Origin of the sequence: Anabaena sp. 90 (assembly GCF_000312705.1) — a bacterium.
In the GTDB taxonomy this organism is placed as follows: Bacteria; Cyanobacteriota; Cyanobacteriia; order Cyanobacteriales; family Nostocaceae; genus Dolichospermum; species Dolichospermum lemmermannii.
The window spans coordinates 367867-383809 of sequence record NC_019439.1; the positions used below are offsets into that span (position 1 = coordinate 367867).

The following is a 15943-nucleotide window of genomic DNA, read 5'->3' on the forward strand; positions in this document are numbered from 1 at the left end:
ACAGATAATGAGTTAAGTCCATTCTGCTAGTGCTTGAGTTTCGGCTTGCTTGAGGCTGGCTGCTAAGTTGTCCCAGTCTGTATCAGCGGCAGGTTGATTGAGAACTATTTGACCTTGCTGAAGATGTAACAGGTGGGTACAAAATGCTTGAGCTAAATCAATTTGGCGATTTACCATTAAAATTGCCGAGGAATGGGGTTGATTTAGGTGAGTGAGTACACTTATTAAATGAGTGGATGTGGGAGTGTCTAAGGCTGATGTAGGCTCATCTAGGAGTAAAATCTGGGGTTCGGTAACTAGGGCGCGAGCGATCGCAATTAACTGTCTTTGTCCAGCAGCAAGTTGCACCTCGGTTCGTCCTAACCATTGTTCAGGAATTTGCAGTTTTTCTTGCCAATAACTGACTTTTTCCTGAATAGTTTGCTTAGGTACACCGCGCAGAATTAAAGGATAAGCTAAGGCTTCCCCAACTGTCATCCCCAGCAGCTTAGACTCTTGTTGGACAAGCATTACCTGTTGACGCAGTTGGATAAGGGGAATTTGGCGATATTCCTGATTTTTGAGATAAATTTTCCCGCCTGTGGGTTCGTTTAGACGGTTAATGAGGCGTAATAAGGAAGTTTTACCAGCACCAGATTCACCAATAATTACCAAGCGATCGCCTGGTGATACATCAAAGGTAATATCCTGTAAAATCGGGTATTGGTGTTGATGTTGTAAACGTTTATAAAAATTAACAGATTCTAGCCTGAGCATAGGGAATAGGTGAAAATTGTCAACTATCAACCATAGAACAAATCAGAGAAAACGCACAATATCCCTGACTTCTTCAAGAACTCAGGGATCTGCATATTCCTATTTCAAAATATTTCTTAAAAGTCAGAAATTAAACTAGGATAATTGATCACAAATACATCCCTGCTTCCCAATTCTGGATTTTGGGGTTTTATGGGAGTGGTAAAATGAAAAAATTGATGTTCATTTACTAAAATTATTTCTCCAGGTTGCAAAACTTTGTTAAAAACTGGCTTTTCCTTTTTAGCAGTGATAAAAATGATTGATTGGTTATATAAATACCCAAAACTATATCCTGGTATTTTACTCAAACGCTACAAGCGGTTTTTTGCTGATATTCAATTACATTCTGGAGAGGTGATCACAGCACATTGTCCGAATACAGGTCCAATGACGGGAGTTTCTACCATTGGTAGTGCTGTACAAGTTTCCAAAAGTGATAATCTTCAACGCAAATTAGCTTATACCTTAGAGTTAATCCAGGTCAATGATCATGCAACAACTTGGGTAGGTGTAAACACTGCTTTACCTAATCGGGTGATTAAATTGGCTCTACAGCAGCATTTATTCCCAGAATTAAGTGAATATGACCAGGTTAAGGGTGAAGTAGTTTATGGAAAAGATCGGAAAAGTCGGGTGGATTTTTATTTAACGGGAAGTTCTCAACAGCGCCCAATTTATTTAGAGGTAAAAAATACAACTTGGTCACAGGGGAGTTTAGCGTTATTTCCTGACACCGAAACCACCAGAGGACAAAAGCATTTACGGGAATTAATGGAAGTTTTACCCCAAAGTCGATCAGTAATGCTGTATTTTATTAACCGAGGTGATTGTTTAGAGTTTGCACCTGGGGATAGTAAAGACCCTGTATATGGTCGGTTGCTACGGGAAGCAATTCAACTAGGTTTAGAAGTTCTTCCTTGTCGCTTTGATATATCTCCAGAAGGTATCCGTTATTTGGGTTTAGCAACAATGAAAAGCCAATGCAATGACCTTAAAGAGCCAGTTGACACTGTAATATCTTAATCAAAGTTCTCAATAACGGATATTTAAATGCGGTTAGAAACCTTGAGGAGTAGAGGGTGATTGAATGCGAGCATTTGTAACCGGGGGGACAGGCTTTATTGGTTCTCATATAGTGCGATCGCTGTTAGAGTCAAAATACCAAGTTACCGCTTTAGTTCGTCCTAGTAGTAACCTGGGTAATTTACAGGGTTTGGCTGTAGATATTGTCAAAGGTGATTTAAATAACCCAAATATCTGGGAACAGATGCAGGGTTGTCAATATCTTTTTCATGTCGCAGCCCATTATTCCCTGTGGCAAAAAGACCGAGAATTGCTTTATATTCATAATGTTGACGGTACAAGCAACATCTTGGCCGCAGCCGAAAAAGCCGGGATTGAACGCACCGTTTATACTAGTTCCGTTGCAGCCATTGGTGTCGGTAAATTTGGTGAAATTGTGGATGAAACCTATCAAAGTCCGGTAGAGAAATTAGTAGGAGATTACAAAAAATCAAAGTTTCTGGCGGAAAAAGTGGCAATATCCGCTGCTAATCAGGGTCAAGATATTGTGATCGTTAATCCTAGTAGCCCTATTGGTCCATTAGATATTAAACCCACTCCTACAGGTGATATTATTCTGCGGTTTTTACGCCGACAAATGCCTGCTTATGTAGATACAGGGTTAAATTTTATAGATGTGCGCGATGTAGCTAAGGGGCATTTATTAGCTTTAGAAAAGGGAAAATCAGGCGATCGCTATATTCTTGGTCATCAAAATCTTCCCCTCAAACAACTCCTAGAGCAACTTTCGCAAATCACTAATTTACCTGCACCGCAAACATCTATACCAGCTTGGATACCCCTAACTGTAGCTTGGATAGACGAAAAAATCCTTGCCCCTCTAGGGAAAACTCCCACAGTTCCCATTGATGGAGTCCGCATGGCACAGCAACCAATGTATTATGATGCTTCTAAGGCTATCCGCGAATTAGGTTTACCTCAGTCCCCTCTGAATGTAGCCCTCAAGGATGCTGTGGATTGGTTTATAGCTCAAGGTTATGTAAATTAGGTGAAAGTGAAAGTTCATTATTTTACCTCTGATTTTGTAGGGGTTTAGCATTGCTACACCCAAATAATGATTTTTGAATTCAACCTGTGGTGTAATTAAAAGAGGAGAACGATTAAATGGCAATTAATTTACAACAAGCAATAGATATTGGCAAGTATTTAGTTACACAACGGTTATTAGGACGGAAACGCTTTCCCCTGGTCTTGATGTTAGAACCGCTGTTTCGGTGTAATTTAGCTTGTACTGGTTGCGGTAAAATCCAGCATCCTGTAGAAATACTCAAGCAAAATCTTACCCCAGAACAGTGTTTTACGGCAGCGGAAGAATGTGGCGCACCAGTGGTTTCTATTCCCGGTGGAGAACCTTTACTACATCCCCAAATAAGTGAAATTGTTGAGGGTTTAATTAAACGCAAGAAATATATTTACTTGTGTACTAATGGTTTATTACTAGAAAAGAGTCTTGATAAGTTTAAGCCTTCTCCTTATCTAACTTTTAGTGTCCATTTAGATGGAATGCGGGAATGGCATGATAAATGTGTAGACAGAAAAGGCGTTTTTGATACTGCTATCCAAGCGATTCGCGCGGCTAAAGCTAAGGGTTTTCGTGTCGCTACCAACACAACCATTTTTGAAGGTTGCGATATCCAAGAAATGCAGGGATTCTTCGATTTTCTGGAAACATTGGGTACTGACGGGATGATGATTTCTCCTGGTTACAGTTACGAATGGGCGCCAGATCAAGATCATTTTCTGCAAAAAGAACAAACTCGCGCTTTATTTAGAGAAATTCTCTCACCTTACACATCTGGAAAGAAGAATTGGAACTTCAATCACAACCCTCTATTCTTAGATTTTCTCATTGGTGAGAAAGACTATGAATGCACTCCTTGGGGTAGTCCTAGTTATAGTGTTCTTGGTTGGCAAAAACCTTGCTATCTGTTGAATGAGGGTTACTATGCAACCTTTCAGGAGTTGTTGGATAAGACTGATTGGAGTCAATATGGCGGTGCTAGTGGTAATCCTAAATGTACTGATTGTATGGTGCATTGTGGTTATGAACCGACAGCAGCAATGGACGCAATGCAGCCGAAAAATATTGCCCGTTCTCTAACTACTGTGTTTGGGAAGTAATAGTCTGAAAATTGTCTGAATCAGGATGCTCAGGATTTAAGGATTTACAGGATTAAATACAGCATTTTCCGGTGTTAATCTTCTAATCCAGTAAATCCTGATTCTGATGATGAAAACTTTCTGAATTATTTACACACCCACCGGAACTTTAGTTGCTGCTGGTTGTTTTTTACCATCTGGTTCTACTGCTTCTCCTTCAATAAATGAACGTAACATCCAAGCCATTTCTTCATGTTTTTCCATCAACTCAGTTAAAAAGTCAGCAGAACCTTGATCATGAAATTCTTGACTACACTGATCTATATGATTTCTTAAATTGCGAATAATCTGCTCATGATCTTCCACCAATTGAGTTACCATCTTGGTTGCTGTAGGAATTTTATCGCTATGTTCTTTGAGGGTTGCAAGACTTAAAAATCCTGCCATTGTACCTGTTGGATAACAGCCCAAAGTCCGAATCCTTTCAGCTATTTTATCAATATTTATTGTCAGTTTTTGATAGTGTTCTTCCCAAAGTTTATGCAAGGTACGAAACTGAGGCCCGACAACATCCCAATGATACTTTTTTGTTTTTACTAGCAATACATTGGCATCTGCTAAATCTTGATTTAACAAATTCATCACACCGTGACGCTGTTGTTCTGTTAAACCAATGTTTATTTTATGTATGGTCATTATTATTAACTCCGATTATTACGTAAACACCTTACATATTCTCAAAATACAGACATGATCCACATCAATCAAAGGTAAGATTAATGTTCAGTCACTTTTATATATTTAGGAATATGCTGATTATTTTCTTTTGTAATCAAGCCAAAGCTGAAAATCATCCATATTCCTAAATTTTTGAAGAAAATGAGGAGATCGTGCTTATTCTTGATAAATCATATTTACTTCTTGTTACCTATAATTTTTTCCAAAAAGCCTTCTGGCAATTGGCTTTTATTTATAATTAGTTAATTTATAAAAATCACTCTGAGGAGAGAATAGCAAGAATAAGGGTACGCGGATGAGCGTAGATAAACGCGGATAAAGATGCGTTAATCAATGGATTTATGTAGGATATCAACTGGCTTTGAAAAATAGCAAATAGTTCTTCCTTATCAAATCTACGATAACAACTTTTTAACCGGATGTTAAGCCTCTTCACTTATAAAGTTACAAAAATTTTAATTTTCTGGAATAACACGTTGAGGAGGTTGCACCGCACTATTGCTATGGATATTACTAATGATTTCGTTTGCACTTCTAGCATCCATATTAAGTTGTGCCTTCTCTAATTCAAGTTTGTCATACAAAAATTTATGTCTTAAATCAAACTCAGTGAATATCTCACTCCACTTTTTAACATAAATTTTATAATTATCAACAACCTGTACTAGAGATTTTTCACCATGAGACTTAGCACTTTGTATTTCTCTTTCAATATATTTAGATTTGTCAAAATCATTACCAATTAAATAAAATTCCCAAGTCACGTTAGAAGCATTAAATTCATCTTGTTCCAAAATTACTCCCATATATTTTTTAACCTGCTCTAATTCTTTTGAACCAAGCTTCTTTTGAGGATGTTTTAGCTCTACAACTACATTATTGATAGAAGAATTATTTAAAAGCTGCCGTACCATAAATATATCCATTTCTTTATTCTTGTCAGGATGATCAATAGAAACAATAGGCTTTTCTCCTCTTAATAGATAAGTATACCTACGTAATGCTTCTTCAAACTTTGGTTCAGCAGCAGTTACAAGATGATATTGCTCACCAAAAATCCAGTAATGATTTTCTACAAATTTTTGAATATGATCTCGTTCGTTAGCTTCTAAATCTTGATTGAAAACTAAATTTCTCAACTGATCAATAGCTCTGTATCTATCTTCTATTAATCTTACAGTTTTAATAATATTTGTAAGTTTGGTAACTTTTAAAGATTCAGATAAATGTTCTAAATCAGAAGAAGTTAACTTGATAATTTCTCCTAATACATCAATTAATTTAGTTCTTTCATCTGAATCAAGAATTAAATTCAAAAAATGAACAAATACTTTCTTTTGTTCAATATTGAGAGAACTAAAAATTTTTGGTTCTACCTGATATAATTCTTTGATAAAATCTTCAAGTTCAGCTTTTCTGTATTGATCCCAAGTATTATTACTAAATCTTGGGAAAGCATTATTTCTTCTAAATTCATCTATTATTACATCCGATTTTGTCTTCAGAAAAATTTTTCTTCTATTTTGAAGCTGTTGATTAATAAAATGAATCAAAGAATTATAAATTTGCTTATTCTGTATATTTCTCCATCCAAAATGTTCTTGATCAAAGAACTCACTTTTAACAAAAACACTATGAGAAAAATGATCGCCTTTATTATTAAGAGTAGTTGTATTTTTATCTATTTCTTCACCTTTGGAATTAATACAGTAATATCTGGAATATTCATTCTTTAGAGATTGAGACCAGCGAATAAATTTCAAATTAAATAAATATTGACCAATTTTATGTTCTAATTCAGTGAAATCGCTAATGAAATTAGATTTATAATCTAAATCCATATCATTTATTTTAATTGAAAAGTTTTTCATTGAATTTAGTTCAAGAAACCAGCTAAATTCTCTATATAGATAGATATTAAGATCATCATTAAAATCATTAGATGTAATTGTATGAATATCATCAAAAAAAACTGTTGTTCCTGTTTTTTTATCAGTTTCTACCTCTTCTGATATATCATAGTTATCCAATTGTTTATGATTTATATTTATGCTATAACTATATCTTTTTCCTTCTTTTTCATAAATAGTATCCCATTGTGCTGAGGAAGAAAAAGTAAAAAAAGTTAATCTGCCTATACCATTGTTACCGTGAATATGTGATAGATTCTTGGCAGTACCAAAATTAATTTGTTTATTCGATTCATAAAAGAGTGAAAATCTATTTGGATCAGCAATACCACATCCATTATCTATAATTTTTAGTTCTGATATTCTTCCCAAGTCATCAGATTGCATTATTATATTAATTTCAGTAGCCTCCGCATCAAAACCGTTCCATATATATTCTGCAATGGATGATAAATAATCATGGTTTTTAAGTGCTTGGTTGATACCTAATGAAGTAATTTGAATATTTTTCATATTTTTATATTGGATGATTTGTGATGTTATATCATGTATCAAGTTTTAAAATGATTGGAACCATCCACAATATATCATAATAAATGGGAGATTAATCGTTCATAAGTTAGTAGGTTGCGTCAAACTTAATAAATTATTAGCTGCTGACGCACCTTACTAATATGACTTTAAAACCCTAACCTTTCACAGGTGTACCGCAGGGATAAGTCGCTGCTTTTTCCTGACTACCCTCACTTACAGGCTTGTCTTTAGCTGTTAAATAATCTTTTTGCAAAGTATCTAATAAAGCTTCACGTCCATCATACAGCCGCTTCAGGGGACGAGGTGAACATTGATTCAAGACATAAGCTGTTACCAAAGGTAAAGCAATTGTACTATCGGTATAACAAACAATAGCGCTAGGTAACTCATCGGGGTCAATTTTACCCCAACTCACAGCTTCAGCAGGAGTCGCACCGGATAAACCACCAGTATCAGGACGGGCATCAGTAAACTGAATAAAGAAATCATGTCCCCGTTCTTCCAATCCTAAAACCTCGTGAAGTTGCGGTTGTGTTTGTAATAAAAAGTTCTTGGGACTACCACCACCAATAATTACCGCTGCACTTGTACCGTCGTTTTCTCTCGCCCCATAAACGATAGCTGCGGTTTCATTGACATCAATAGCAGGATCTATTACCAGCTTTGAACCCTCTAAAGCCAAAGCGGCGACATTCATCCCAATGGAACTATCTCCAGGGGAAGAAGTATAAATAGGTACGCTACATTCATAAGCTGTCGCCAATAAGCAGGAATTTTGGACACCCAATTGCTTTTCTATTTCCCAGACGCACTTACCCAGCAAATGATGGAATTCCGCCGTTCCCATGCGTTTTTGGAAAGGTTCAGCTTGGAGAACTTTGCGAATAAAAGCGTCCGTTTCTAGCAGTACATCGTAACCAAAAATAATGTCATAAATTCTGATTGTTCCTTCTTCCCGTAATTTGACATCATCTAAAAAGGGACTACCCGCAAATAGTTCAAAACCCAAACCATAGTGCATATCATGGTAAAGATTCGCACCTGTGCAAATCATCCAGTCAATAAAACCATTGCGAATGAGGGGCGCAAGGGCGGAAACCCCAAAACCTGCGGGTGTCATAGCCCCGGAAAGGCTTACTCCTACGGTGACACCCTCTTGAAACACCTCCTTAGTCAGCAGTTGACAGGCTTCCCGCAACCGGGCTGAGTTGTAAGCGGTAAAATAGGTATCAATCAAGTCAACCACGCTAACATTGTTAGACATGGGGATAGGTGCAATTTTCTTACCTGGCTTTTGTGACATTTTTGGGAAATCCTGAATAGTAAATATGCCGAATATAATGTTATCGTATTCAAATGTACGGAAGTTGCTAAAATGTTATGCAGCTATATAAATTAGCGGCAATGCTGAAGATAATACTTCGGAAGTCATCCAATTTTCTATTTCTATTTGAGCAAATCCAAAGGTATATCTCAACCAATATTTGCTATTATTAAAGACAACTAACTTGTTATTAATTATGGCACAAGCTTTGGTGAATCTTTCTGAAGGAATCACATCCGAACCCGCACCATTGGAATTTACCACTGATGGTGTGATTAGGATAGGCAAAACTCGTGTAACACTCGATACGGTAATTGCTGTTTTTAAACAAGGAACAACACCAGAAGAAATTGCTTACCGTTATCCATCCCTTAAACTTGCTGATGTCTATGCTACCATTGCCTTCTACCTCAATCATCAACAAGAAGTGGAAGTGTATCTACAGCAAAGACAGCAACAAGCACAGGAAATTCGTAAAATAAATGAGGTCAGATTTGACCCCCAAGGGTTGCGTGATAGATTGTTGGCGCGGAAAGCAGAACGGGAAGTATGTTGAAACTGCTTGCTGACGAAAATTTTGATAATACTATTGTCAGGGGATTGTTGCGACGTAACCCAAATATTGATATTGTCAGAGTCCAAAATGTTGGTCTTTTGGGTGAAGATGACCCAACTATCCTAGCATGGGCAGCCAAAGAAGACCGAGTGTTACTTACTCATGATGTCGCTACAATTACAAGCTATGCCTATGAACGGATTACACAAGGTCAGCCCATGCCAGGAGTGATTGAAGTTATTACAGATACACGAATTGGGCAAGTAATAGAAGATATTCTGCTTCTGATAGAGTGCTGTTTAGAGGGAGAATTGGCAGGACAAATTTACTATCTTCCTCTGTAAAAATCGCAATTAATTACCTGTTAACTTAAGTGTGGTGGTTGAAATGTACGTAAATATTAAACATTATAAGTCTAATGAAGGGTCTTCTGGAGAAATAACTGAAAAAGACCTATCTGAAATATTGGATATTCTCAATTCAGAAAAATATATGCAGAGAGAGGCAGCATCACAAGAACTTAATGATTCCGATCTAAAACAAATACAGAGTGAACTTCAGAATGAAGCTGATGAACTATTCTCGCAGGGTAAGATCACTCAATTAGCCAAGTGGAAGTACCCTCAAAACTGTCATTCCCTAACCCGCAAAATGCAAGAGAAGCGAGGATGGACAAGAGTTTTTGGTTATGCTTTTGAAAAAAAGTATTTAGCTGAATCTTCAATAGTATTAAGCTCACATTCTATCACTAGAGATGAATTCGGTAACTTAGTGGAATTAACTTATTTTTTCCCTCCTGATTTATATCACTTCATTGAGCATAAAACTGGTAAATTTGGTATTGACTTGATAGCTATAGATAAACACTTTTGAATCAATCTTATTGTTGATTTTTGAATTTTCAAGGCGATTCCTACGGAGTGCTATCTCTTCAGGACGCGATCACGTTCGCGATCGCTCTTTTCAGTTTACAATAAAGTCATCCCAGAGGATTAATTCAGAAACCGATGCCAACCCTCACAGATATTTCCACTTTGATTGTTAGCACACCAGGCACTTGTGGTGGTCGTCCACGAATTGCTAACACTCGCATTACTGTTCAGTATATTGTCAATGAGATTAAATCTGGGATAACTCCAGAAGAAATTATTGAAGATAAGCCTTTTTTGACCATTGCAGGTATTTATACTGCGTTGGCTTATTATTATGCTAATAAGGAATCACTAGATATTCAATTCGCTCGATATCAAGAAGAATGTCAACGACTTGAAGCAGAATATAAAACAAATTATTAAGATCGCAGCTAACAGAATTTATGTGATTTCTGGTCTATTATAACTAATGAATTTGTCGAAGTAGAAAAATTATACTTCATTCTCTCAATCTTAACAGTTATTTATCAATAGGGTTTATGAAAAGCGACACACCAGAAGAATTACATCCAGATTCAGCAGATCAAGAGATTTCCCGGTTAATTGATGAGGTAATATCAACATCCCAAACTGATGAAAAATACCGTCAAAAAATGCAGCGACGGAAAGAAGTCCAAGATCAACGCATAGCTAAAGCCATACCGGAAAAAGGCTTAATTATCGTCAATACTGGTCATGGTAAGGGTAAAACTACTGCGGCTTTGGGAATGGTTTTGCGATCGCTCGGACATGGACATAAAGTAGCCATAGTGCAATTCATCAAAGGCGCATGGGAACCAGCAGAAAAACGTGCTTTTAGCCACTGGGAAAACCAACTCGAATTTCATGCAATGGGAGAAGGCTTTACATGGGAAACTCAAGATCGTGATCGTGATCTTGATAAAGCTGCTGCTGCTTGGGAAAAATCCCTAGAATTTATCAACAACCCAGACTTTAAATTAGTTCTCCTCGATGAAATTAATATTGCTCTGAAACTGGGTTATTTACAGGTTGAAGAAGTATTAGCAGGTTTAGCTCAAAAACCAGCAGACAAGCACGTAATTCTCACGGGAAGAGGCGCACCACCGGCATTAATTGAAAAAGCCGATTTAGTCACTGAAATGACATTAATTAAACATCCTTTTAAGGATCAAGGTGTGAAAGCTCAAGCGGGAATTGAGTATTAATTCAAATTTGTCATTAGTCATTAGTCATTGGTCATTAACTGATTTCTCCCTGCTTTATAGTATTTCCTAATCATATCGAGTATATTTATAGCCTCCTCCTCGCTTGCGGGGTGGGGTTCTTGTACCTCACTAAAAAATGCTATATCCCAAGGACAATTATTTACGTCCACCTACTTATTTAAAACCATCGCTTCCTTGTTGGCATATCTGCAAAATTTCCCTATCATTAGAACTTACAGAACTCAACTGATGATAGTCTTGTAAAGTTACTGAATAAGGATAAGTTGTGAACTCATTTTCATTAACTTTAGGTATTGTACTGCTTGTAGCAACGTCCATTGCACCAACTTCACCAGGGGAACTTCTCACTGTCATTGCTAATTCTCCTGACTTAGCCAAAGTTCCTTGAAAACAACTAAATTCAGAGTGAGGAACATACAAAGCACCAATAATTTTACCTTGTTGTTTTTGAAAGAGGATGTAACCTTGTCCTAATTGATTTGGTGTTGTTGATTGTCCATAAAGATAAGTTCCATCTTGTTCGGGAAATTGGACTTGTCCTTTTCTCCCCAATTCTCTCGTATTTGTAGATAATGCTGTGATATTTTCTGTTAACTTATCAGTAGAGATTTGATTAGAAATATTAACTGGTGATTTTTGCATACTTTCCTCTTTGATCACAGTAGGATCAAAGTTAATCTGTCTTTGGTTGATAGGTACTACATAATTAGTAGTGAAGGCTGTTGACGAGAGGAGTTTGTAATGTTGTTGACTAGAATAACTAATACCTAAAATACCAGCCGAAACAATTAGTCCCACGATGGGAAATTTAAATTGGCTAGAAGTCATTAATTTGGAAATGTGGTTAAGCACTGGATTTCTCCTGTAATGAAGTTAACTATTGTTGTTTCCTGGATTTCTGCAATAATAACTAAATACTAATTACCTAAGATTCCCTCAAAAGTTTTATCTATATATTTAATTTAAAATTAAGCAAAAACTCGCTAGTTATATAATTTTGGGGAATAATCTGAGATTATGATTATTTAGTAACTTTATACTTTACTTCAGAAAATCATCCAGTTGGGGGATGTAAAATTGAGATTGGCGATTTTTATACTTTGTCATTGTCATTGTGTACTTTTGGGAAATATCTAGGGCTTGCTGAATAAACCGAAAACCTAGATAGATTAATAGTTTCCCGGTTAAAAAAGTGAATTAGGTGCAAGGAATAAGGATTGAAACCATTAAAAACCTATCACTTTCTGAAATTTGAGACTATTCTTCTCTCCTTCTAATTCTTCCTCCTGACTCCTGACTCCTGACTCCTGACTCCTGACTCCTGACTCCTAGCCCTCACGAAAAGACTTTTTCAGCAAGCCCTATCTAATCTATTGAATTTTGGTGTTGACCCATAGATACATACAACTTCTAATTCACAGATTTCGCAAAATAAATTAAAATAAAAAAATTGCCCCCTGTTTTAAAATCAGGAGGCTCATCACCAAGAGGGATGTTTTGAATTACACTGTTGCGTGTTCACATTCCTAGCTGGCAATGTATTCTTTAACATTAGCGCGGCGACGACGTAAATGTGCAAGAGCTTGATGCTCTAATTGACGAACTCGTTCCCGACTGAGGTTCAAACGTTCACCAACTTTCGCTAAAGAGAGTTCATTTCCATCTTCTAAACCAAAGCGTAAGGCTACAACTTGGCGCTGTTGGGGTGTGAGTTCTGCAAGCAGGTTATTCAAGTCGTGACGCAAAAACTCCTGAGTCGTGTAATACTCTGGTGATGGACCGTCATCTTCCAACATTTCTTGCAATTCGGTATCTTGATTTTCACCGACGCGCACATCTAAAGAAACTGGTTGACGCGCCATATTCAGATATTCACGAATTTGAGCGGGTTCTAACTCTAGTTCTTTGGCGATTTCTGTAGGTGTGGGTGATCTTCCTAATGTTTGCGCTAATTCCCGTTGAACTTTTTTAATTTTGTTCAGTTTTTCGGTAATATGGATTGGTAGACGGATTGTCCGACCTTGTTGGGCGATCGCTCTGGTAATTGCCTGACGAATCCACCAATAAGCATAGGTTGAGAATTTGTAACCCCGCATGGGATCAAATTTCTCCACACCCCGTTCTAATCCCAAAGTTCCTTCCTGGATTAAATCCAGAAATTCCATATTCCGCTTTTGATATTTTTTCGCAATAGCTACAACCAAGCGCAAATTCGCTTCAATCATTTTTTGCTTGGCTCGCTTACCTTGTACCATCAGATGATTTAGTTCTGTTTCTGATTGATTAACACGGGCAGCCCATTCTGATAAACTAGGTTCATGGTCAATTTCTTTGCGTAAAGCTTCTTTAGCTTCTAGCAGTGCCATCATTTGCTGTACTTGTTTACCGTAGATGATTTCTTGTTCACGGCTCAACAAAGGTACACGGCCAATTTCTCGCAGATAAGTTCTTACCATATCAGCGGTAAATTTGGCATTGACATTCTCTGTATGATTTTTAACTGTAGCCATTGGTGCTTTTATCCTCTACTCTTTAAGCATAATCAATATTTTTTTTCAACAAAGGCAATTCGTAAGCTGACAATATACATCAATGAACATGGAAAGCTACCATCAAAAATTACACTAATTAAGCCTTTATTAAGATGTTGCTAGTCTAAAAATGTGTCTCGTTACCCTCTCTTAATTTTGGAGTTTTAGCAGAAATACATTGGGTTGGTTGCTAGAATTCTTTTTTTAAGTTATCTAGTAGTCGGTTTAAAACCCGGAGTCAGTATGAGTTTACTTTGATTTTATGTTACGACAAACAGAGTCAATAGTAAAGTTCCCAGATGATAAATATTTCAGTAATCAAGGCAAAAAGTTGATCACTATTTTTCTTTAACTTCCAAAAACTGTGTTTATATACTCATGGTGACGCGAAAACTCCCTCTAAAGTTGCTTTCAACTAGCCGGATAACCGAACTTGAGTTACTTGGAAATGGAGGAATGTTACGAAGTTGTTAGTTGTTAGTTGTTAGTTGTTAGTTGTTAGTTATTGATTTAAAACTAGAAACCTAAGTCTGCTTTTGCTAGTTCAGCAGCGGTAAATACTTCCTCGTCTGTTTTTTCTTCCCAAGCGATCGCGCCAATTTCGGCGTAGAATGTGGAATCATAGGGACGAGTCCGCACAACCACTGGCATAGGAACAGCATGACCTAAAATTAAGGCCTGTTGTTTAGAGTCTAACTTAGCTAAGACTGAGCGTAAACCACCCGCACCAGATACACCCGTAAAAATAGCATCAATATCTTTTTCATCATTGAGCAAAGCGGTGATCCGAGTCCCGATCTGGGACATGACTTCATTATCTATGCCTGATGGACGTTGATCAACTACCAAAAGCGTGACAAAATATTTTCGCAGTTCTCTAGCAATAGTTCCAAAAATCGTACTTTGGACAACTCCTGGGTCAAGAAAGCGGTGCGCTTCCTCTATTGTAATCATTAATGGTGTCGGCCGATCTAAAGGATTTTTACTTTGGAGAAATTTATCAGCTTTTTTGACATAATGCTCATGTATCCGTCTGGTGATCATATTTGTCACCAACATATATGAAAGCATATTTGACTGGGAACCAAATTCAATAACTACGTTTTTTCCAGCTTCTAGACATTGGACGATGTTTTTAATATAATTTTGCGGACAAGCACTACGCATATACTTTAAACTATCTAAGCGAAAAAGTTTCCGCTGTAATGCCATAATTGAGCCTTTGTGTCCGCGTTTTTCGTCACAAAACATCTCAATATCTTCGTTACTCATATTTAGTAACTTAATAATCCAAGATTTACCCAACTCTGTAAAGAGGATATTGGCATTATCTAAAGCCGCTTCAGAAAGTCCTAAATCACGATTACATAATTTAATATCTTCAACTTCAACCTGTTCATAGCTGAGATATAGTTCTTGTGCGTCCCGAACACCTCGACGCTTTGTTGAATCTGGATCAAGTGTGTAAACCTCAACTTGTCCGGGAAATAACTGTTTTAAGCCTTTAACAGTGTTGACGTTTTTTCCTTCTGCGACTGCTTCCCAACCATATTCTGAGTGCATATCAAAAATCAAGTTGACAGCAGCATTCTTACGAATTACACCAGCTAAAATCAAGCGCGTCAGGAAAGATTTTCCAGTTCCCGATTTCCCAAAAATCCCGTTACTCCGTTCCACAAAGCGGTTTAAATCAATGCAAACCGGCACATCCATATCTAAGGGTTTACCGATAGAAAAGTTTTTGCGTTGAGGATCATCTTCCCAGCCAAAAACTTTCCGAAAATCCTCTTCCTTGGCTTCGTAAACTTGGCTAAAGTGACTAGGAATAGTTTTAACAGGTAATAATTCCATCGTCGTACTGGTTTGGGGTTGAAAGGATGCTAAACCCGTAGACGATGGTATGAAAGAATTAGGGGATTTACCATTACTAGAAAAGCCAGATGCTGGAGATTCAGGGGTAAACATCAGCATGGGTGCTAGGTTGATCATCCCATAAGTACCGCTACCGGCTAATACTTCGCGCAAGAAACTATCATCCCAATTGGGAGGACTAGCTGTAATGCGGTCATTTGCCATACCCAAGGATACATCTGTTAGCATACAGAAAAAGCGCGATCGCATTCCCTGTACCACGAGAAATTTACCTACCCGCATATCTTCTACAGAGATATCTGGGTGTAATCTGACTTCTAAACCTCCAGTCAGAGAACCTTCAATAACTGAACCTAATGGTAATCCCAAATTCATTTT

15 protein-coding genes and 1 pseudogene are annotated in these 15943 nt (G+C 37.2%); 8 read left to right on the forward strand and 8 right to left on the reverse strand.

The features are described 5' to 3' along the window. Positions 1–12 precede the first annotated feature (12 nt). Positions 13–756 (reverse strand): ABC transporter ATP-binding protein, encoded by a 744-nt coding sequence (locus ANA_RS20475; protein ID WP_015083330.1) that lies wholly within the window; start codon positions 754–756, stop codon positions 13–15. Between the two features lie 116 nt (positions 757–872). Next, a pseudogene (locus ANA_RS25030) lies at positions 873–1046 on the reverse strand (2OG-Fe dioxygenase family protein); the annotation flags it as partial. A 7-nt stretch (positions 1047–1053) separates the two neighbouring features. Between ANA_RS25030 and sfsA the strand changes: the two are divergent. The 3 genes from sfsA to hpnH all read left to right on the forward strand — a co-directional run bounded on the left by sfsA (position 1054) and on the right by hpnH (position 4002). Further along, entirely contained in the window at positions 1054–1821 is a 768-nt protein-coding gene (gene sfsA / locus ANA_RS20480) for a DNA/RNA nuclease SfsA (protein WP_015083331.1), read from the forward strand. A gap of 64 nt (positions 1822–1885) precedes the next feature. After that, on the forward strand, positions 1886–2869 hold the full coding sequence (gene hpnA, locus ANA_RS20485) for a hopanoid-associated sugar epimerase (RefSeq protein WP_015083332.1): 984 nt from the start codon (positions 1886–1888) through the stop codon (positions 2867–2869). Positions 2870–2985: 116 nt separating this feature from the next. After that, positions 2986–4002: an adenosyl-hopene transferase HpnH gene (hpnH, locus tag ANA_RS20490; RefSeq protein WP_015083333.1), complete on the forward strand. Its 1017-nt coding sequence runs from the start codon at positions 2986–2988 to the stop codon at positions 4000–4002. A 129-nt stretch (positions 4003–4131) separates the two neighbouring features. On the opposite strand, the gene ANA_RS20495 is transcribed toward hpnH, so the two are convergent. The 3 genes from ANA_RS20495 to speY form a co-directional block, all read right to left on the reverse strand. Continuing rightward, complete coding sequence (locus ANA_RS20495) at positions 4132–4671, reverse strand: Dps family protein (RefSeq protein ID WP_085929769.1); 540 nt, start codon at positions 4669–4671, stop codon at positions 4132–4134. Positions 4672–5174: 503 nt separating this feature from the next. Then, entirely contained in the window at positions 5175–7142 is a 1968-nt protein-coding gene (locus tag ANA_RS20500; RefSeq protein WP_015083335.1) for an ATP-binding protein, read from the reverse strand. 175 nt (positions 7143–7317) lie between these two features. Further along, positions 7318–8466 carry a homospermidine biosynthesis protein gene (gene speY, locus ANA_RS20505; RefSeq protein WP_015083336.1) on the reverse strand — a complete coding sequence of 383 codons (1149 nt, stop codon included), beginning with the start codon at positions 8464–8466 and terminating at the stop codon, positions 7318–7320. Between the two features lie 181 nt (positions 8467–8647). Here speY and ANA_RS20510 point away from each other — a divergent pair, with 181 nt between their 5' ends. The 5 genes from ANA_RS20510 to cobO all read left to right on the forward strand — a co-directional run bounded on the left by ANA_RS20510 (position 8648) and on the right by cobO (position 11141). Next, positions 8648–9043, forward strand: coding sequence for a DUF433 domain-containing protein (locus ANA_RS20510; protein WP_235082133.1), 396 nt, complete (start codon positions 8648–8650; stop codon positions 9041–9043). Further along, on the forward strand, positions 9037–9387 hold the full coding sequence (locus ANA_RS20515) for a DUF5615 family PIN-like protein (RefSeq protein ID WP_015083338.1): 351 nt from the start codon (positions 9037–9039) through the stop codon (positions 9385–9387). Before ANA_RS20510 ends, ANA_RS20515 begins: the two co-directional genes overlap by 7 nt. 31 nt (positions 9388–9418) lie before the next feature. Beyond that, positions 9419–9916: a hypothetical protein gene (locus ANA_RS20520; protein WP_148279140.1), complete on the forward strand. Its 498-nt coding sequence runs from the start codon at positions 9419–9421 to the stop codon at positions 9914–9916. 134 nt (positions 9917–10050) lie between these two features. Next, positions 10051–10338: a DUF433 domain-containing protein gene (locus ANA_RS20525; RefSeq protein WP_015083340.1), complete on the forward strand. Its 288-nt coding sequence runs from the start codon at positions 10051–10053 to the stop codon at positions 10336–10338. Positions 10339–10454: 116 nt separating this feature from the next. Next, positions 10455–11141: a cob(I)yrinic acid a,c-diamide adenosyltransferase gene (cobO, locus tag ANA_RS20530; protein ID WP_015083341.1), complete on the forward strand. Its 687-nt coding sequence runs from the start codon at positions 10455–10457 to the stop codon at positions 11139–11141. 174 nt (positions 11142–11315) lie between these two features. Here the strand turns inward: cobO and ANA_RS20535 are convergent, their stop codons facing one another. From ANA_RS20535 to ANA_RS20545, 3 genes are all read right to left on the reverse strand, one after another. Further along, the gene (locus ANA_RS20535; RefSeq protein ID WP_174783419.1) at positions 11316–11990 is read right to left on the reverse strand and encodes a hypothetical protein; all 675 of its coding nucleotides are present in this window, start codon (positions 11988–11990) and stop codon (positions 11316–11318) included. Positions 11991–12688: 698 nt separating this feature from the next. Next, entirely contained in the window at positions 12689–13672 is a 984-nt protein-coding gene (locus tag ANA_RS20540; RefSeq protein ID WP_015083343.1) for an RNA polymerase sigma factor, RpoD/SigA family, read from the reverse strand. 537 nt (positions 13673–14209) lie between these two features. Continuing rightward, positions 14210–15940 carry a helicase HerA domain-containing protein gene (locus tag ANA_RS20545; protein ID WP_015083344.1) on the reverse strand — a complete coding sequence of 577 codons (1731 nt, stop codon included), beginning with the start codon at positions 15938–15940 and terminating at the stop codon, positions 14210–14212. Positions 15941–15943 lie beyond the last annotated feature (3 nt).